The sequence below is a fragment of the Leisingera aquaemixtae genome (assembly GCF_019801145.1).
In the GTDB taxonomy this organism is placed as follows: Bacteria; Pseudomonadota; Alphaproteobacteria; order Rhodobacterales; family Rhodobacteraceae; genus Leisingera; species Leisingera aquaemixtae_A.
Genome location: NZ_JAHVJQ010000010.1, coordinates 130756 through 148648 on the forward strand (window position 1 = coordinate 130756; position 17893 = coordinate 148648).

14 protein-coding genes and 1 pseudogene are annotated in these 17893 nt (G+C 60.2%); 4 read left to right on the plus strand and 11 right to left on the minus strand.

Going from position 1 to position 17893, the window contains the following annotated elements:
- The first annotated feature begins 126 nt into the window (after positions 1–126).
- On the plus strand, positions 127–762 hold the full coding sequence (locus KUW17_RS19575; protein WP_222481984.1) for a TetR/AcrR family transcriptional regulator: 636 nt from the start codon (positions 127–129) through the stop codon (positions 760–762).
- A 351-nt stretch (positions 763–1113) separates the two neighbouring features.
- Here KUW17_RS19575 and KUW17_RS19580 read toward each other — a convergent pair whose 3' ends face one another.
- A complete protein-coding gene (locus KUW17_RS19580; RefSeq protein WP_222481985.1) occupies positions 1114–1500 on the minus strand; it encodes a metallopeptidase family protein in 387 nt (128 codons plus the stop codon).
- 233 nt (positions 1501–1733) lie between these two features.
- On the opposite strand from KUW17_RS19580, the pseudogene KUW17_RS19585 reads away from it, so the two are divergent.
- Positions 1734–2490: pseudogene (locus tag KUW17_RS19585) on the plus strand (IS5 family transposase).
- Positions 2491–2714: 224 nt separating this feature from the next.
- Entirely contained in the window at positions 2715–4118 is a 1404-nt protein-coding gene (locus KUW17_RS19590; protein ID WP_222481986.1) for a pyridoxal phosphate-dependent decarboxylase family protein, read from the plus strand.
- A 256-nt stretch (positions 4119–4374) separates the two neighbouring features.
- Here the strand turns inward: KUW17_RS19590 and KUW17_RS19595 are convergent, their stop codons facing one another.
- Together KUW17_RS19595 and KUW17_RS19600 are read right to left on the minus strand one after the other, a co-directional pair.
- Entirely contained in the window at positions 4375–4965 is a 591-nt protein-coding gene (locus tag KUW17_RS19595) for an isochorismatase family protein (protein ID WP_222481987.1), read from the minus strand.
- 18 nt (positions 4966–4983) lie between these two features.
- On the minus strand, positions 4984–5712 hold the full coding sequence (locus KUW17_RS19600) for a pirin family protein (protein WP_222481988.1): 729 nt from the start codon (positions 5710–5712) through the stop codon (positions 4984–4986).
- Between the two features lie 90 nt (positions 5713–5802).
- Here KUW17_RS19600 and KUW17_RS19605 point away from each other — a divergent pair, with 90 nt between their 5' ends.
- Positions 5803–6732 carry a LysR family transcriptional regulator gene (locus KUW17_RS19605; RefSeq protein WP_222481989.1) on the plus strand — a complete coding sequence of 310 codons (930 nt, stop codon included), beginning with the start codon at positions 5803–5805 and terminating at the stop codon, positions 6730–6732.
- Between the two features lie 681 nt (positions 6733–7413).
- On the opposite strand, the gene KUW17_RS19610 is transcribed toward KUW17_RS19605, so the two are convergent.
- From KUW17_RS19610 to groEL, 8 genes are all read right to left on the minus strand, one after another.
- Positions 7414–9378, minus strand: a complete 1965-nt coding sequence (locus KUW17_RS19610) for a sigma-54-dependent Fis family transcriptional regulator (protein WP_261397292.1) — start codon at positions 9376–9378, stop codon at positions 7414–7416.
- A 105-nt stretch (positions 9379–9483) separates the two neighbouring features.
- The gene (locus KUW17_RS19615; RefSeq protein WP_261397293.1) at positions 9484–9990 is read right to left on the minus strand and encodes a hypothetical protein; all 507 of its coding nucleotides are present in this window, start codon (positions 9988–9990) and stop codon (positions 9484–9486) included.
- Positions 9991–10193: 203 nt separating this feature from the next.
- Positions 10194–12410, minus strand: coding sequence for a catalase/peroxidase HPI (gene katG / locus KUW17_RS19620; protein ID WP_222481990.1), 2217 nt, complete (start codon positions 12408–12410; stop codon positions 10194–10196).
- A 54-nt stretch (positions 12411–12464) separates the two neighbouring features.
- On the minus strand, positions 12465–14036 hold the full coding sequence (locus tag KUW17_RS19625) for a GMC family oxidoreductase (protein WP_222481991.1): 1572 nt from the start codon (positions 14034–14036) through the stop codon (positions 12465–12467).
- A gap of 13 nt (positions 14037–14049) precedes the next feature.
- Positions 14050–14574: a Twin-arginine translocation pathway signal gene (locus KUW17_RS19630; protein WP_222481992.1), complete on the minus strand. Its 525-nt coding sequence runs from the start codon at positions 14572–14574 to the stop codon at positions 14050–14052.
- Between the two features lie 24 nt (positions 14575–14598).
- Complete coding sequence (locus KUW17_RS19635; RefSeq protein ID WP_222481993.1) at positions 14599–14994, minus strand: VOC family protein; 396 nt, start codon at positions 14992–14994, stop codon at positions 14599–14601.
- A gap of 109 nt (positions 14995–15103) precedes the next feature.
- Positions 15104–16147: an NAD(P)-dependent alcohol dehydrogenase gene (locus tag KUW17_RS19640; RefSeq protein ID WP_222481994.1), complete on the minus strand. Its 1044-nt coding sequence runs from the start codon at positions 16145–16147 to the stop codon at positions 15104–15106.
- Between the two features lie 61 nt (positions 16148–16208).
- Complete coding sequence (groEL, locus tag KUW17_RS19645) at positions 16209–17840, minus strand: chaperonin GroEL (RefSeq protein ID WP_222481995.1); 1632 nt, start codon at positions 17838–17840, stop codon at positions 16209–16211.
- Positions 17841–17893 lie beyond the last annotated feature (53 nt).

A 17893-nucleotide genomic window follows, 5' to 3' on the forward strand; every position in this document is an offset into this window, starting at 1 on the left:
CATTTATCACAAACTGAACATACATACATTCAAAGTCAAGAAAAGCTTTTGCCTTTGAGCCTTGGCTGTGTGAAGTCATTGGAAACTCAAGGTCATTCACTCAATGCAGAGAGGTTCAAAGGAGACGTGAGCGATACCGGCCAGCAAGAGGAAGGGCTGAATGCCAGAGAATTCAGCAAGTCAAAGAATCGGCGCCACCTGCTGGATTCCGCCGCGGAAGCTATTTTCAAACACGGCTTCCGAGGCGCGACCATTGCTGCAATCCAGGAGATTTCAGGCCTGTCGCGGGGCATGATCAACCTGCACTTCAAGACCAAGGAAAACCTTCTGCTGGCGGTCGCCGAAGATTTGTCGAACAATTACTCCGAACGCTGGAACAAGGTGGCCCTGGACCCGGACATCTCCGCTGCAGAGAAACTGAGGGGTATCATCCAACTGGATCTTTCCCCGGATTTCCTGAACCGGCGTGACGTAGCTGTTTGGTTCGCATTCCGCTCCGAGGTTTACTCGAACCCGGAATACCGCCGGTCTATCGATTCCAGGGATGCGAGCCTGCGGAATGTAATGATTGAGCTCTGTCAGACGCTGATCGACGAGGGAAATTACCCAGACGCCGACGCAGAACTCGCAACTGACGGCCTGATAGCACTCCTTGAGGGAACGTGGACTGACTTCCATCTGCATGCAGAAGAATTCGATCGCAGCAAGGCAGAGCGTACCTGTCTGTACATTGCAAAGAGTCTATTCCCAGATCATTTTTGATCTCTTTCACGCGTGATTGCTACGACCGGTTTCCGGTTGCCGAAGTGCTGGGTGCTTAACCACTGCACAAGACGTTGACGGGAATCTGCGTGCTTTAAGCTTCAAGGAAACCCGCCGTCTAAGCGAGAGCGGAAGAGTGAACGTCCGCTGACGGCGGATTACTCAGCTCGTTCGGCAGGCGCAACGAAAGTCGGCTAACCGCCGTCACTTCGGGACGGCTCTAGTGCTGCGTCTGCACAAGTCATGTCCGCTTGGGGCTGGAACCGTCGACTGCGCTTGCGGCACCCCATGGACGCGGCAACGTCAGCTGTAAGCTCGAATGCCAACTTCTCCTGGGCATTGAAGAGCCGTTCAGACCCACCACTGGTCGATGGCTGCGATCTCTTCGTCAGTCCATCCGAAATGATGGGCGAACTCGTGAATAACAACATGCGCGATCAACTGGTTCAGCTCGACATCACCGCGGTCGCGCCATTCTGCCAGGATCGGCTGGCGGAAGAGCCAGACAACATCTGGAGGTGTCGCCATGTCGAGAACCGATTTCTCGGTCATAGGTATTCCCTCGTAGAGCCCCGTCAGTTCATATGGATCTGCAAAACCAAGTTCGTCCAGCATGGCGGGCGCAGGCCATTCGGCAATGCGCAGAATGACGTTATCTGCAGATGGTCTGAAGGCCCTCGGCAGGGAAGCTATAGTGGCGCGAGCGATCTTCTCGAAATGGTCAAGGTCGTGGTGCATGCGTTCTATATGGTTTCTCGGAGTGGTTTAGTGAACCGCCAGGCCGGAGGGAGGCAGTTTATACGCCTGATGCGATCAGCAGCCTACCGCCAACTACTTGCCTCAGAAGAATATATCTGCTTTGACCGAGAAACACTGAAAGCACGGGTGAAATTTGGCAATAGACCTTGGGGTCAGGACCCATTGATTTCAGTCTTTCAGCATGATTCACAAGCCGAAAATCGAGCGGTGACATGTCTAATCTCTTCTGGCCGACCGACGCGCAGATGGCCCGTCTGGAACCCTTTTCCCAAAATCCCACGGCAAGCCGCGCATTGATGGCCGACGCGTCCTGAGTGGAATTATCTTTATCAATCGCAATGGCTTGCGGTTGCGGGATGCGCCCAAAGAGTACGGCCCGCACAAGACCCTGTACAATCGCTGGAAGCGGTGGAGCGATAAAGGGGTCTTTGCGCGGATCATGGCAGGCTTGGCGGCGGAACACGGCGAAGAGAAGACCGAGATGATCGACGCTACCTACCTCAAGGCCCGCCGGACAGCGGCCAGTATGGGCGTCAAAAACGGGGGCGCGGACGCCTGATAGGTCGAACCAAAGGTGGGATGAACACCAACCCGCACGCGGTCTGCGACAGCCAGGGTCGACCGCTCGATCTATTTGTGACTGCCGGTCAGGTCAGCGATTACATCGGCGCACGGGAATTGGTGCGCAGCTTGCCAGACGTTGATTGGCGGCTGGGGGATCGTGGCTACGACGCAGATTGGTTCAGAGAAGCTCTGAAAGACAAAGGGATACGCGCCTGCATCCCTGGCCGAAAGCAAAGAAAGAGAGCTATCAGATACGGCAAGCGCCGATACAAACGGCGCAACCGCATCGAAACCATGTGCGGCAGGCTTAAGGATTGGCGTCGGGTAGCAACCCGGTACGACAGGTGTCCAAAGGTCTTTCTATCTGCCATCGCTCTCGCCGCAACCATCATGTTCTGGCTATGAAATAAGAACGAGTCCTGACCCTAGGGTTCCCGCCGCCGCAGTGCAGCCTCCCCAATGCGGCCGTTCGCAATCAGATACAGGATTTCTAACCAGCCAATGCCTCGGCCGGTACGAAACGCTCTTTGGCCACATGTAACCAAAGGCATTCCGGAGCAATCCATGCTACCTTCCCACGGATAGTATTCTGGTAGCGGGTATTTGAGATGGGACGAGTGCGGCGAGGTTTGAGTGAAGGGCAGGCGCAAGCTTTAGAGGCAGCCTTCAAGGCGGCCAAAACCTACCGCGAGGAACTGCCAAATGGGCCTGCCCGGCCTATCTTGGGACTTGGTGAAGCTGCCAGCCGCTTTTTGGGCCCTCTTCCTGAAACGGGGGTGCCGGAAAGTGAGGTAATCGGGGACATCGTGCAACTTTCCGAAGGTGGTCTGCACAAAATGGCGGGGCCGACCTTCTTCGGCTATGTCCTCGGCGCATCGCATCCCGTCGGTGTAGCTGCCGACATTCTGGTATCAGCCTGGGGTCAGAACGCGGGTTCATCTTTTGAAACGCCTGCAATAACCGGAATGGAGCGCGCTGTTTGCAACTGGGTTATTGAGTTGCTGTCACTGCCATCCAAAAGCGGAGCCGGTCTTGTCACGGGTGGCACAGTGGCAAACATGGTTGGCGTCATGGCCGCACGCAATTCGCTGCTGGCTGCCCAGGGGTGGGATGTTGAAGCTGACGGGCTGTTTTCTGCACCCGAGATCCCCGTTTTGATTGGGCAGGATGCGCATTCCGCCCCATTCGCTGCCCTGCGTTATGCTGGTTTCGGCGCGGGCCGGACAAACATCGTTGCCGCGGACGGCGAGGGGAGGATTAAGCCGGATGCGTTCCGGGCTGCCCTGGACAGCTGCAGCAGCCCGCCGCTTGTTATCCTCCAGGCAGGTCAAATAAACACCGGCGCCTTTGACCCGTTTGCCGAACTCATACCAATGGTGCGCGAGCGGAACGGCTGGGTTCATGTGGATGGCGCCTTTGGGCTCTGGCTCGCTGCCGTGCCCGAACTGGCAAACCGGTTGGAGGGGGTCGGCAAAGCAGACAGTTGGGCGATTGACCTGCATAAATGGCTTAATGCTCCATTCGATGCAGGCATGGTCATCGTGCGCGACCGGGCGCCGCTCGTTGCATCGATGTCTGCCCGGGGCGCCTATCTCCCGGAAACAACAGAGCACTGGGAACCGAGTGATTCAACGCCGGAGCTATCCCGGCGTGCAAGGGGTGTCCCCAGCTATGCGATACTTCAGCACCTCGGCCGGACAGGCGTTTGCGAACTGGTAGCACGCCATTGCCACCTGGCGGAGCGCATTGCCCGAACGGTTTCGAACGAGCCCGGCCTGATGGTTCTGAACCAGATCCACAGCAATCAGGTCGCAATCTGCTGCGGTGAGGGGCCGGATGGCGACGATCTGACCATGCGGGTCCTGCAGCGCGTTCAAGACAATGGAAAGGTATACCCCACCCATGGCGAATGGGCGGGCCGGAAGATCATTCGAGCCTCTGTTATCGGATACGACATGAGGGAAGAGGATGCTGATCTTCTGTCATCCGAAATAATTGATGCTTTTCGTATTTGTAATGCTGGTGGCCCCTGAACTGGCCAGAAGTTCTATTTCTGCAGTCAGGCATTAATAAGCTTCAATGGGCTCGAATAGGCTGTGCGGTGTCACTGCGAGCAATCCCATCGACCCGCCTGTCCCCCTGCGCAGCCGGCCCCTAGCAGCCGTTTTCAAGCTCCTTTTATTGCCAGATCGGGAGTTTTTTCTCGAAGTTAGCAACACCTGCGAAGTTCAATGGCCGCCCCATGAGTGAGGCGGCCGCTCGCGCATTGCTTTCAATAGGTCAGAGAGCCTATCCGCGGCTCAGGATTTCCTCTCCGAGGATCTGCATGATTTTCTGCCCGTTCTCGCTGGCCCAATTGACCGCAAGTTCTGCAAGCAGCGCGCTGGTTGTGGTGAGCTCGACACCGCCTCGCTCCATTTTGCGGAACGCCATCTCATCCGTCAGCGCAGTGGGAGAGCCAGAAGCATCAACCACTGCGGTCACGGCAAAGCCCTCTTCGGCGGCACTAATCGCAGGCGGGGCAAGACACACGTCAGTGGTTATGCCTGCCATGATGAAATGCCTGCGCCCGGTGTTGCGGCAGGCAGCGGCAAAGGCGCTGTCATCCCAGCAGTTCACCACGCCAGGGCGCTTGATCCGCGCGGCGAAGGCATCCGGCGCAATCTCCTCCAGCGCGGGCATCAGCGGCCCCTGCATGTTGTCTTCCATGCTGGAAGTCAGCACCAATGGCATGCCAAGCGCCGCCGCCGTTCGCGCCAGGGCGCGGGAATTGGCTTCGATCAGATCGCGGTCAACGGACTTCGCCCAGTTCATGGTGCCAACCTGATGGTCGATCAGAACAATGGCTGCGTTTTCGGGGGTCACTTTTTTGGAGGTCATGTTGATGTCCTTTCCTGGTTAAGAGATTTCGGATGCGGGCAGTTCGAAGATCAGGAGCTCAGCGCCGGCTGCAGCCTCAACCGCCACGTCCCCGGCATGGAGCAGTCCCAGCCCATCCCCTTTGCCAAGGGGAACACCGGCAGCAGTTGCCTCGCCTTCGATCATAAAGATGTAGAGGCTGCGATCAGGGCTGGACGGGCTGAAATTCAGCACGCTGCGGCGGTCGAAGCTGCCGTAACTCAGGCGCACCTCCTGCTGCACGACAAGTGAGCCCTCGGCGCCGTCTGGCGACAGCACCAGCTGGAACCGGTTGCTGTGGTCCGCGGCTTCCAGCTCCTTGCTGGAATAGGCCGGCGCCAGGTCTCTGGCCCGCGGCTCGAACCAGATTTGCAGCGCCCGCATCGGCTTCGTCCGCGAATTGTTCACCTCGTTGTGGAGGATGCCTGTGCCGGCGGTGATCACCTGAAGGCCTTTCGCCTTCACAGTACCGTTGTGAACGGGCACCACCGGATCGATATGCGACACCTCTCCGCTCACCATGAAGGTGACGACTTCGACATCCCGGTGCGGATGCATGCCAAAACCTTGGGCGCCAGGGGCCAGTGTTCCGTTGTCAATTGTGATCAGCGGTCCGAACCGCCGGCGCCCTTCTGCAAGGTGCGGCTTGAACGACAGATGCGCCTGCATGAAGCCGAAGTCCTTGAACTCACGGGTTGCGGCGGGGTGATAGACCATCTCTGTCTGCATTTCTCATCTCCTGGCCTGTTCGATGAGATAGAATTTAGGGATCTCATTCGTTCTGGAAAATGATCCATTTGTTAACTACTGTTCAGATTTATGAACGATAGATTCTACTCCTGCGCCAAGGCGCTAGTGGCCACCGTGCGCGCCGGATCGATGAGTGCGGCAGCAGCGGAGCTGAACACCACGAAGTCGGCGATCAGCCAGAAGCTTGCGCTGTTTGAAGCTGAACTGGGGCTTGTGTTGCTGGACCGGTCAGGACGGGCAGTGGCCCCGACCGCGGCCGGGCGCCGGATCTTCGAAGTCTGCGCCGAGCCGGTCGATGCAGCGCTGGAGGCCGAGGCGCAGCTTGGCTTTCTCCGAGGCGGGAAGATCGCCGGCCGGGTGTCGGTGTCAGGGCCCAACAGCCTGCTTGGCACCATTTTTGTCCCGCTTCTGGCCGGACTCCAATCGCGCTACCCGGATATCGAACTGGAGCTGCATGCCGATGACTCAAAGTCGGATTTTGCAGCCGAGGACATAGACCTGGCTTTCAGGACCGGTCCCACAGACAAGGGGCGGTTTGTTTCAGCGGCCTTGCCATCCGCGCAGCGCGCGCCTTATGCCAGCCCGGCGCTTGCGGAGCAGACACCCCCCTTTTCCCGGCCTGCTGACTTGGCCCGGCTGCCCTTTGTCCTGCGCATGCAGGAACCCGGCAAATGGGCGTTTCAGAACCACGGAGGGCAGCAAGAGAGTATCGAGCCGCCGATCAGCCTGCGCGTCAATACGATGGAGCTTGCCTATGCAGCCGTGCTGGCGGGGCAAGGCGCGGCCCTGCTCCCGTCCTTGCTGGCACAGGAGGATGTCCAGGCCGGCCGTCTTGTGCGCCTGATCCCGGACTGGTCCGCCGCTCCGGTTCCGATGACATTGCTGTGCCGCCCCGAACGCTTGGCCGCGCCACCGGTTGCCGCGGTACGGCGCCATATCCTGGATGCATGCGGCAACAGCGGTTTCCTAGGGACAGAGCTTCAAGTCGAGGCAGTTTAACAGCTTAGCAAAGCCCGGTTTGGCACCGTGACGATTAGGCCTGCCTCCCTACAAGTCAGCCAATGAGAACTGCCCTAAGCTGCCGTACTTTATGAGTGACGGTGCCGCAGCCCAGCTTCTCAATAGCGGACACTGATCGTCGGCGCAGCACAACGAACGCCTGTATGCCAATGAACGGGCGCAGTGCCCCGGGTAAGGTGGCCGACACTTTTCTTTGGCCACTCAGTGAAACGTTCCCATCTTTTCAGCTATGGCGTTTTCCTGCACTTCCCCCCCATTGGGAAAGCATAATTCATGCTTGGCACTCTGATCACCGAACCATCCGTTCGAGCACACAAAAGTGGTGACCTACCACTGAACTTTCATCCTCCCGCGACAGAAGCCCGGTTGGTGTATTCGCCGATCTGCGCAGATGACGCTGAGCGTCCTCGCCTGTGATATCAAGCCGTTGGCAGCACTATTCGGCATCCGCGGCCAGATAGCAGCAATCCCAAGCCGATCCGGCTGATAAAATTAAACTCTGAATGTCAGCACTGGCCAACCATACAAAACTGCCGCCGAGCCGATCCCAGCGACAAATTTCCACACAGTCTCGGCTCACACTTGCCGTTGATCACGGCCTTCGACCGCTTCGGCTCAAACGTCGGCGCGGCGGCCCAATGGACCCTGTAACCCGCGGTCTCAGACCTTGCGGATGTGATACCGCTTGATCTTGCGGTAAAGCGTTGGCCGCGAGATCCCCAGTACCTGGGCCACTTTCGTCAGGTTGCCGTTTTCCGCGCTGATCGCCCGGCGGATGGCGCTGGCCTCGATGCTTTCCAGGTCGCCGGAATGGCCACCGAGGATATGCTCCAATGAATCCTCGGCGCCATCGTCGAAATCGTCCTGAATCTCCGGCGGCAAATCCCGCTCAGTCACGAAACTGTCCGATTTGATGAGATAGAAGCGCTGAGCGACATTTCGTAGCTCCCGGACATTGCCGGGCCACTGGTACTGCAGCATCAATTCCATCGCCCGGTTGGCAAAGGTCATCGGCATGCGCCCGGTTTCTTCGGCATATTTTTGCGAGAAATGGTCGAGCAACGCGACGATGTCATTGCCGCGTTCGCGCAAGGGGGGCACCTCGATGGTCATCACCCCGATCCGGTAGAACAGGTCGCGGCGGAAATTGCCCTTCTCGATCTCCTGGCGCAGGTCGCGGTTGGTCATTGTCACCAGCCGGACATCGACCGGGCGCCGCTTGTTATCACCCATCCGGTAGATTGCCCGCTGTTCCAGCGCCCTGAGCAGATAGGGCTGCAATTCGATCGGCATGTCGCCGATCTCGTCGAGGCAGAGCACACCGTTGTTGGCCTGTTCGAACTTCCCGGTGCGTCCGCCCCGGACAGCGCCGGTAAAGGCACCCTCCGAATAGCCGAACAGTTCTGCGCCGATCAGGTCGCCGGAAATGGCCGCACAGTTGACCGGCACGTAGGGAGCCTTGTTGTCCGGCATGCGGCTGTGGATCAGGCGCGCGAACAATTCCTTGCCGACCCCGGTTTCCCCGTGGATCAGCACCGGGACATTGGCCAGGGCGGCGCGTTCGGCCAGGCCTATGGCATCGACCATCTTCGGCGACGATCCAATAATATCGATCTCGCCCTCCGCCACGTTGACCCGCGGCTTGATGGTGCAGGTTGCGCCCGTCTGACGCATCTTGCCCTTGTCCTTGAGAAACAGGGCGGCGCCGCGAAAGACGCCTTCCAACTTGAGCCGTTCGATGCCTTCCGCCTCGACGTTGAGCGGCAAGAGCTTGGGAATGTCCTGATCCGACAGGCCTTCGAGTTTCGGCAGCAGCTTGTGACCGAAAGACAATTCCTTGGTCCGGCGCAGCGGGTCGTCGTCCAGCCCGCGGCGGAACAGCACGCGGCCTGACTGATCGACCAGCACCACGCTATCATGCGCTCGGCTGTAATCCGACATCAGGAAGGCTTCCAGCAGTTGCGTACGTTCGATCTGTTTCTGTTCCGCCAGCGCGATCTCGATCTCGCGCGCCGCCGCCAGGACCAACGCCACATTGTGCTGGCGGAATATCTGCGGCGGGCCAGACAGGTCCACAACGCCGATCACGTTCTGGGTGAGGGGATCGAAGATCGGCGCACCGGCGCAAGTCCAGGCCTGTACGCCTTCGGCAAAATGCTCGGAGGCATGCACGTAAGAGGGTTTGCCGGTTTTAAGCGCCGTGCCGATGCCATTGGTGCCGATGGTGCGCTCGCTCCAGTCGCCGCCAAGTTCCAGGTGGATTTCCTGGCCCTCGTCCAGCACGTGTTCGTCACCGATGGCGTCGATGATCACCCCCTGGCTATCCGCCAGGATCAGGATGGTGCGGGCCTCTTTAAGATGCGGCTCCAGCCGCTTGAAGGCCGCCGAGGCCGCTTGGCGGAGCGCAGTATTGCGTTCACGTCGGAGAAACAACTGACTTTCGTCGATCACCTTGCGCGAAGCTTGGCTGCCGGCATCGACCCCCAACTCCCGGCTGCGCCGCCAGGAATCGAGGATCTCGTCCCGCACCTTCGTCGGCATCCCGTCGCCCTCTTTGTTGGAAGAGACAAATCTCTCCCAGGCCTTGCGGGTATCGTCTTCCGAATAGCTGGAGTTATCAGGCAATTGATGCGCCCTCTCGCTTTTCTCTTGTGTCGTTGCGCGCCTATGACACCGGCTCTGCAGGCATTCCTCCCGATCGATAACGAAAAAACTGCGCGCGGGCGGGGATCAGTCGTCCTGCGGTACAAGCAAGGCTTCAATCTCCTCGGCAAGGGCGCGATCATTCAAGGTGTCGGTCATCTCGACCCCGTCCAAATGCGCCAGCGCGGCGGCAATGTCGTCCTGCAGCGGCGAGAAGAAACCGTTCTCTTTCGTCGCCAGCACAAATTTCTTCGACATGAAGTTGCCGCGGATCTCGCCCAGCATCTGCATCTGGCGGCCTGTAGACTTGTCGACCAGCACCACCCGGTTGTTGAGGCTGACCTTGACATAAGGCTCGGGCGCGTCGGATGTGACCCGCGCCTTCATGTCGTGGATGATCAGTCCGTCGGGCTTCGGCTCTTGTTTCCGGCGAGCCTGATCGGCCTGCATCCGGCTGAACCCGCCATTGCTGATCTGATCCGCAAGTTTGCGTATCGTGCCAGCATTTTCCGACAGAAGACGCTTTGCCTTCACGTCTTCGAGACGCGGACCGCCGCGCTTCGAAAAAATGTCCACCACTACTTTTCCTCCCATGCAAAAATGTTAGCAGATTGCGCGGCCTATTGCCAAAAATTTACGGTCTAGCATGGCCGCTACAGCCCTTTTTACTTGCGGTTTTTGGTTGTGTTCCGAGCATGTATCTTGGTCGGCACAACCTGTCGGGGACCCGAGTTTGGCCCCCGACATACTCGCTAACAAACCGAATCCGGTTTTCCTCTGATCCACCGTGTCAGGCTTCAGTTCAGCTCGAACCGGTCAGCGTTCATGACCTTGCTCCAAGCCGCAACGAAATCGGCGACGAAGAGACCTTCATTGCCACGGCTGGCATACACTTCCGCCAGCGCCCGAAGTTGCGAATTCGAGCCGAATACGAGATCTACGCGCGACGCGGTCCATTTCTTGGCACCGCTGACGCGGTCGAGGCCGTCAAAGACACGCTCAGCACCGTTGACCGGTACCCATTCGGTCTCCATGTCCAGAATGTTGACGAAGAAGTCCGTGCTAAGCGTCCCGGGCGTCTTTGTAAGAACACCCGTATCTGTGCCTTGATGGGTTGCGCCGATGCTGCGCAAACCGCCGACCAGGGCCGTCATCTCGGGAGCGCTGAGCCCGAGAAGCTGGGCCTTGTCCACCAGAAGCGCCTCGGCCGGAACCGAATAGGCGGCTTTTTCGTAGTTGCGGAAACCGTCTGCAATGGGTTCCAACGGATCAAAGGACTCGGCATCGGTCTGGGCGGCGCTCGCATCGGTGCGACCCGGGGCGAACGGCAGGTTGACGTCGTGGCCTGCGGCTTTTGCCGCTTCTTCGACGGCCGCAGTGCCCGCGAGAACGATAACGTCTGCCAGAGACACTTTTTTGCCGCCGGACGCGCCGCCGTTGAAAGCGCTGGTGATACCGGTCAGCACATCGAGAATGTGTGCTAAGCGGTCCGGCTCGTTGGCCTCCCAGTCCTTCTGCGGGGCGAGGCGGATGCGCGCCCCATTGGCACCGCCGCGCTTGTCCGATCCTCGGAAACTGGAAGCCGAGGCCCAGGCCACCCAGACCAGATCGGCGACCGATAGGCCGGATTCCAGGATTTCCGCCTTCAGCGACGTGGTATCCTTGTCGTCAATCAGCGGATGATCCACGGCCGGGACCGGATCCTGCCAGATCAGTTCCTCGTCGGGCACCTCCTTACCCAGGTAGCAGGCTTTAGGGCCCATGTCGCGGTGGGTCAGCTTGAACCAGGCGCGGGCGAAGGCGTCGGCGAATTTCCCGGGGTTTTCGTGGAACCGCTTGGAAATCGGGCCATAGATCGGGTCCATCCGCATAGCCATGTCGGCGGTGGTCATCATCAGTGGCACCTTGGTGATCGAGGCACCGACTTCGGGCGCGTGATCCTCGTCCGAAAGTTCCTTGGCGTGCCAAATTTGTGCGCCGGCCGGGCTTTTCGTCAGTTCCCAGTCGTAACCGAAGAGCACGTCGAAATAGCCCATGTCCCACTTTGTTGGGTTCGGTGTCCAGGGGCCTTCGATGCCCGAAGTCGTCGTATCCACGCCCTTGCCGGACTTGTGCGCATTCTTCCAGCCAAAGCCCATGTCGTGCAGCGGGCAGGCCTCGGGTTCCGCGCCGACCAAGGCCGGGTCCCCTGCCCCATGTGCCTTGCCGAAGGTGTGTCCGCCTGCAACCAGGGCCACGGTTTCCTCATCATTCATAGCCATCCGGCCAAAGGTTTCGCGGATGTCGCGGCCCGAGGCGATGGGATCGGGGTTTCCGTCCGGCCCCTCTGGGTTAACGTAGATCAGCCCCATCTGCACGGCGGCAAGCGGGTTTTCCAGTTCGCGCTCGCCGGAATAGCGGCTGTTGGGGTTTTCGGAGGTGGCCAGCCATTCAGCCTCTGCGCCCCAATAAATGTCTTCCTCCGGTGCCCAGACGTCTTCGCGCCCGCCTGCAAAGCCGAATGTCTTGCCGCCCATACTCTCGATGGCAACATTTCCCGCCAGGATCATCAAATCGGCCCAAGACAAGGCGTTGCCGTATTTCTCCTTGACCGGCCATAGCAGCCGGCGGGCCTTGTCAAGGTTGCCGTTGTCAGGCCAAGAGTTCAGCGGCGCGAACCGCTGGGTCCCGGTCGAGGCCCCGCCGCGCCCATCGGCGGTGCGATAAGTGCCCGCGCTATGCCAGGCCATGCGAATAAAGAACGGCCCGTAGTGGCCGTAATCGGCGGGCCACCAGTCCTTACTATCAGTCATCAGCGCGGTCAGGTCGGCTTTGACAGCATCCAGGTCGAGCGATTTGAAGGCCGTTGCATAATCGAAGCCTTTCGGCATCGGGTTGGACACCGGCTGATGCTGGTGCAGCACCGAAAGGTTCAGCTGGTTCGGCCACCAGTCGCGGTTGCTGCGCCCCGCCTTGTTTGTTGCGCCGTGCATGACGGGACATCCGCCCGCCTTCCTCAAGTCATTTCCGTCCATCTTCGTCTCCCTGGTTTGGAAATTCGGGTTTGTTTTAGGTGTTTCGGTACGGTGTCAGAGGTTCTGACGGCCAAGCTCCGCCGCGATGTACTCGGCTTGCCGGATCGCAAGTGCCACAATGGTCAGGGTCGGGTTTTCCGCCGCGCCGGTCGTAAATTGGCTGCCGTCTGAGATAAACAGATTGCCCACGTCGTGACTCTGGCCATAGGCATTGACCACCCCGTCACGGAGGTTGGACGACATCCGGTTGGTTCCGAGATTGTGGGTTGACGGATAAGGCGGCGTCGGGAAGACGCGGGTCGCGCCGACCGCCTCGTAGACAGCCTTGCCTTGGCTGTAGGCATGGTCGCGCATCGCGATGTCGTTGGGGTGATCGTCGAAATGCACGTTGGCCACCGGCAATCCGTGCTGGTCGGTCACGTCGGCGTTGAGCGTGATGCGGTTTGTTTCCTGCGGCATGTCCTCGCCCACGATCCACATGCCCGCCATGTTCTCGTAATGGTCGAGCGCGGTGGTGAGCTCCCGCCCCCAGGCGCCGGGGTCCAGAAAGGCCGCCATGAAGGGCAAGCCCAGTGCCAGCGTCTCCAGCTCGTAACCGCCGACGAAGCCCCGGGATGGGTCGTGTATCGCCTCGTCCTGGATGATCCCGGCCATTGTCGTGCCGCGCCACATACGCACCGGCTGATCAAAGGTCGCATAAACAGAGCCGGTAACATGCCGCATGTAGTTGCGCCCAACCTGGCCGGAACTGTTGGCCAGCCCGTCAGGGAACATCGGCGACGCGGAATTGAGCAAAAGCCGGGGGCTTTCAATGGAGTTCCCTGCAACACAGACGACCCGCGCCTTCTGTTCCTGCTGGTTGCCATCCGCATCGGCATAGATCACGCCGGTGACCTTTCCGGCCTCGTTATGCTCGATCCTCAGAACATGGCAGCGCTCACGCACCTCAAGGTTGCCGGTCGCTTCACCGCGCGGAATGTCGGTATAGGCCGCAGACCACTTGGCCCCCCATTTGCAGCCCTGGAAACAGAACCCGGTCTGCTGGCACGCCGGGCGCTCGTCGTAATCGGCCGAGTTGATCGCCATCCGGCCCGTGTGGACCGCTTTATACCCCAGCGCCCGTGCGCCTTTCTCAAAGACCTTGAAGTTGTTGTTGCCCGGCAGCCCGGCACGGCCGCCCGTGCGCGTCACGCCCAGCTTGTTCTCAGCGCGGGTGTAGTAGTTGTCCATCTCGCGCGGATCGATCGGCCAATCGAGCAGGTTGGCCCCTTCAACATCGCCATAGGTGCTGCGCGCTTTCCATTCGTGGTCCTGGAAACGCAGCGACGCCCCGGCCCAGTGAATAGTCGTACCGCCGACCGCCTTGACGATCCAGGCCGGCAGGCCCGAAAAGTCTTTCGACACACGCCAATCACCGCTGGTGGTGCGCGGGTCAACCCAGGAAAGCTGGCCGAAGCTGTCCCACTCGTCGTTGATATAGTCCTCGGGCAGGTAGCGCCCACCGGCCTCCAACGCGACGACTGAAACGCCTTTCTGGGCCAATTCGTTGGCCAGGACGCCGCCACCGGCGCCGGTTCCGATCACGACAACAACGCTGTCGTCTGTCGAGTCAAATGGTGCGCTCATGACTCAAGCCCCCTCAAAGCCAGTGGATGTCGTCGAAACCGCGGTCGATGTAGCCACCTTCAGAGAAGCTCTCGCCCTCGTATCCGAAGATTGGCCAAACCGCTTTCTGGTTATAGAGACCAGTCACAAGACCGCCTCGGACCTGCTGGAAAAAGGCGGTGTTTTCAAAACCGCGCAACAGATCGGCGCGGTCACGTTCCCAGCCGATGTCGATGTAACGGGCATAGCCCACGCCCTTGGCCGCATCATTTAGCGCTGCGACACCGGCCTCAACTCCTTCGGCCGCCTCTGCGTTGTCATAGCCCTTAACCGCGATTGCATAGAACTGATCCCCAACCTGGTCGTGCGGATAGATATCGCGCGCCATCTGAATAAGCGTCGCCATAGTTTCGGGTTCGAGATGTTCAACCTCGAGCGCCCAATTGGAGGCGCTGGCCTTGCCTGCGACGAAACCGGTGCCGATAACGAAGCCGGCACCGCAGAGCGCGCTCTGCGACAGCAACTGACGGCGGGTCATGCCTTGCTTGCTAAGTGACATTGGGTCCTCCCTGTCTTATTTGGATTACCGGTAGCGTCCGGCCCGTTGCATGACCTCGATCTCGTAGCCATCGGGATCCTGAACGAAGAAGAAATGGGCGAGCGTAGCGCCCTCGTGTTTGAAATCGACGAGCTTGCGGGGCTTCAGCCCCTCGACTTCGAACCTTGTGTGTTCCGCCGCTACATCGGGCACGCAGACCGCCAGGTGGCCATAGCCGTTGCCCAGGACGTAGGGCTCGGTCTGGCCCTTGTTAATCGTCAGTTCGAGCTCGAAGGCGGCCTCGTCATTGGACAGGTAGACCAGCGTGAAGCTTTCGAAATCGAGACGCTCCGCAACGGTCAGCCCAAAGGCCCTGCGGTAAAAATCGACCGAGCGCTTTTCGTCCAGCACGCGGATCATGGAATGGATGGCTTTGGCCATGATGTCCTCGGCATTGCAGGTGGTAAGGGGCCCCGCGGGCAGACGGGAAGGGCGCAGGCCCGCGAGGGGAAGCGCGCGGGCGGCGCACCTCGGGGAGCCAGACTGCGGATCAGGGTACGATCACCCCGCGTCCGGTAAACTTGCGATCCTTGAAGTCAGAAATCGCCTGGTTGATGTTGGCCAGTTTGTATTCGGTCTGGTGCATCGTGACTTTGCCGTCGGCGTTCATCTCCATCAGCTCCACCAATTCGACGAAGTCGCCCACGAGGCTGCCACCGATCTTGATCTCGTTGGCAACCAGCTCCAGCGTCGGCACTTCGACCGTGCCGCCATAGCCCACCATGATCAGCTCACCGCCCTGGCGCAGCAGCTTCCAGCAGATGTTCTCGGTGCCGTGCTCACCGACAAAATCAATTGCCACATGCACCCCGCCGCCGGTCAGGTCCTTGACCTCGTCGATCAGGTTCGGCCCGCCGTCGAGCACAATGTCGGCCCCCAGCTCCTTGGCCAGCACCTGCGCGGCCGGTTCCCGGTCCACCGCGATGACTCGTGCGCCGCAGGTGTGTTTGAGCACCTGGAGCGCGATATGACCCAGCCCGCCAATGCCCAGAAGCAGGACGTAACCACCGGGATTGAGCAGTTTCGCGGCCTTCTTGGCGGCGCGGTAGGCGGTGATCCCGGCATCGGCCATCGGCGCGACGCTCAGCGGCGTGATGCCGGTGTTCAGTTTGATGACCGAGCGTTCGTTGGTCTTGAAATACTCAGCAAAGCCGCCATCCAGTCCGAGACCGGGGAACTTGCCGTGGTCGCAGTACATGTCATGGCCATAGCGGCATTCCAGACAGATACCGCAGGCATTGAACGGGTGGCAGATCACTGCATCTCCCGGTTTGACCGAGGTGACATTGCTGCCCACGTCCTCGACCCAACCAGCGTTTTCATGGCCCATCACGTAAGGCAGGAGGTTGCCCTCGGTGTCCATGATGTCCTTCCAGACGCCTTCGATGATGTGAAGATCGGTGCGGCAGAGGCCCGCGGCGCCGACCTTGACGATCACCTCGTCCGGGGCTGTGATCGTGGGCGCGGCGACGTCCTCGATCTTCAACTCGACGTTCATGTCGGGGTCGTATTCGTAGAGTCTCGCTGCTTTCATGGTCTATATCCTTTGCTCTGGAGAGGCCGGAAAGTCCGGCCCCTCGGGTGTAAAACCGCGCTCAGGCGCGGCCCAGAAGCTCGGCACCGCCACCGCGGGTGGGGCCTTCGGTTGGGTCAGCCTCGCCTTCATCGAGATCGCCAACCAGGGTTTCCGTGGTCAGGATCAGCGTCGCGACCGAGGCCGCGTTGACGAGCGCGCTGGCGGGCACACGGGCGGGATCGACAATGCCGGCCTCGAACATGTTGCCGTAGGTGCCGGTGGCGGCGTTGTAGCCGTGGCCCGACGACCCCTCGGACACGGCCTGCGCCACGGCGGCCACGTCGGCCCCGGCATTGCGGGCAATGCGGCGGACCGGTTCGGTCAGGATCGAACGCACCAGCTGGATGCCCTTGGCCACGTCGCCGAGCGCGTCGAGCGTGTCGAGGCAGTCGGAGATCTGCGCCAGCGCCGTACCGCCGCCTGCGACCACGCCATCTTCGGCTGCCGCCTGGACCGCACAGAGCGCATCCTCAATCAGCTGGATCGTGCGCTTCTGCTCAACCGGGGTGAAGCCGCCGGCATAGATGATCGCGCTGCCACCGGTCAGCTTCGAGAGCCGCTCGCGCAGCTTGTCCTTCTCGATGTTCGGCGGGGCCACGTCATGCTGGCGCTGGACCTGGTTGCGGCGGGCGGTTATCGCCTCAGGATCGCCCTCGCCGCGCAGGACCGAGGTGCCCGAAGCGTGTGACCGGACCATTTCCGCGCCGCCCAGCTGGGCCAGCGTGACGTTCTCGATCTTCTTGCCCAGATCGCGGGCCAGAACCTCGCCGCCTGTCAGGATCGCAAGGTCGTCCATCATGGCACTGCGCCAATGGCCGTACTCAGGCGGATGCACGATCAGGTATTTCCCCGCGCCGCCGTTCTCCAGCAGCTTGACCACCACCTCTGGCGCGATCTCTTCCGCGACGATCAGAAGCGGGCGGTTCTCGGCATCAGCAATCGAGATGGCGGTGTCCAGCATCTCGGGCTTCAGGATCTTCTGGTCAGTCAGCAGGATCAGAGGATTGCGCAGCACCGCTTCCATGTGCTCGCGATCGGTAACCATGTGGTGCGAGATGTAGCCACGCTCAAAAGACATGCCTTCGACCACGTCCATCGTGGTTTCAATGGTGACACCGAAATCGGCCGAGATGACGCCATCGCGTCCTACCCGGCGATATGCTTCGGCCACCAGCTCGCCCAGCTTGGGATCAGTCGACGACACGCGCGCCACCGCCTTAAGGTACTCCGGGTGGTCGTCGCAATCGAGAGAGGAGGCATCAATGGCGTCGACCACCCGCGCTACCGCCAGATCGATCCCCTTGCAAAGATCCACCGGCTTGACACCATTATCGGTCAGATCCACACCCCGCTGGATCAGTGCGTTGGCCAGCACAATGGCGGTTGTGGTGCCGTCGCCCGCCACGTCATTGGTTTGCATCGAAACCTCGCGCACCACCTGGGCGCCCATGTTTTCGAACCGGTCGTTGAGTTCGATCTCCGAGGCAATGCTGACCCCGTCGCGGGTCACCAGCGGGGTGCCCACCGGTCGGTCCACCATTGCATTCAGCCCCTTGGGCCCGAGCGTCGGTTCTACCGCTGCCGCAAGCCGCGCTACTCCGCGGGCGAGACAATTGCGGGCGGTCTTGCCGTGTACCAAGAGTTTAGCCATATCTTCCTCCATCGGCCCAGGCAAAACCTGGGCGACTTCCTAATTTCATTTGA

Coding starts and splice junctions, on each gene's coding strand:
- KUW17_RS19580 (WP_222481985.1), bottom strand. CDS start 1,500: ATGCACCACGACCTTGACCATTTCGAGAAGATCGCTCGCGCCACTATA.
- KUW17_RS19595 (WP_222481987.1), bottom strand. CDS start 4,965: ATGACCTCCAAAAAAGTGACCCCCGAAAACGCAGCCATTGTTCTGATC.
- KUW17_RS19600 (WP_222481988.1), bottom strand. CDS start 5,712: ATGCAGACAGAGATGGTCTATCACCCCGCCGCAACCCGTGAGTTCAAG.
- KUW17_RS19605 (WP_222481989.1), top strand. CDS start 5,803: ATGAACGATAGATTCTACTCCTGCGCCAAGGCGCTAGTGGCCACCGTG.
- KUW17_RS19615 (WP_261397293.1), bottom strand. CDS start 9,990: ATGGGAGGAAAAGTAGTGGTGGACATTTTTTCGAAGCGCGGCGGTCCG.
- katG (WP_222481990.1), bottom strand. CDS start 12,410: ATGGACGGAAATGACTTGAGGAAGGCGGGCGGATGTCCCGTCATGCAC.
- KUW17_RS19625 (WP_222481991.1), bottom strand. CDS start 14,036: ATGAGCGCACCATTTGACTCGACAGACGACAGCGTTGTTGTCGTGATC.
- KUW17_RS19630 (WP_222481992.1), bottom strand. CDS start 14,574: ATGTCACTTAGCAAGCAAGGCATGACCCGCCGTCAGTTGCTGTCGCAG.
- KUW17_RS19635 (WP_222481993.1), bottom strand. CDS start 14,994: ATGGCCAAAGCCATCCATTCCATGATCCGCGTGCTGGACGAAAAGCGC.
- KUW17_RS19640 (WP_222481994.1), bottom strand. CDS start 16,147: ATGAAAGCAGCGAGACTCTACGAATACGACCCCGACATGAACGTCGAG.
- groEL (WP_222481995.1), bottom strand. CDS start 17,840: ATGGCTAAACTCTTGGTACACGGCAAGACCGCCCGCAATTGTCTCGCC.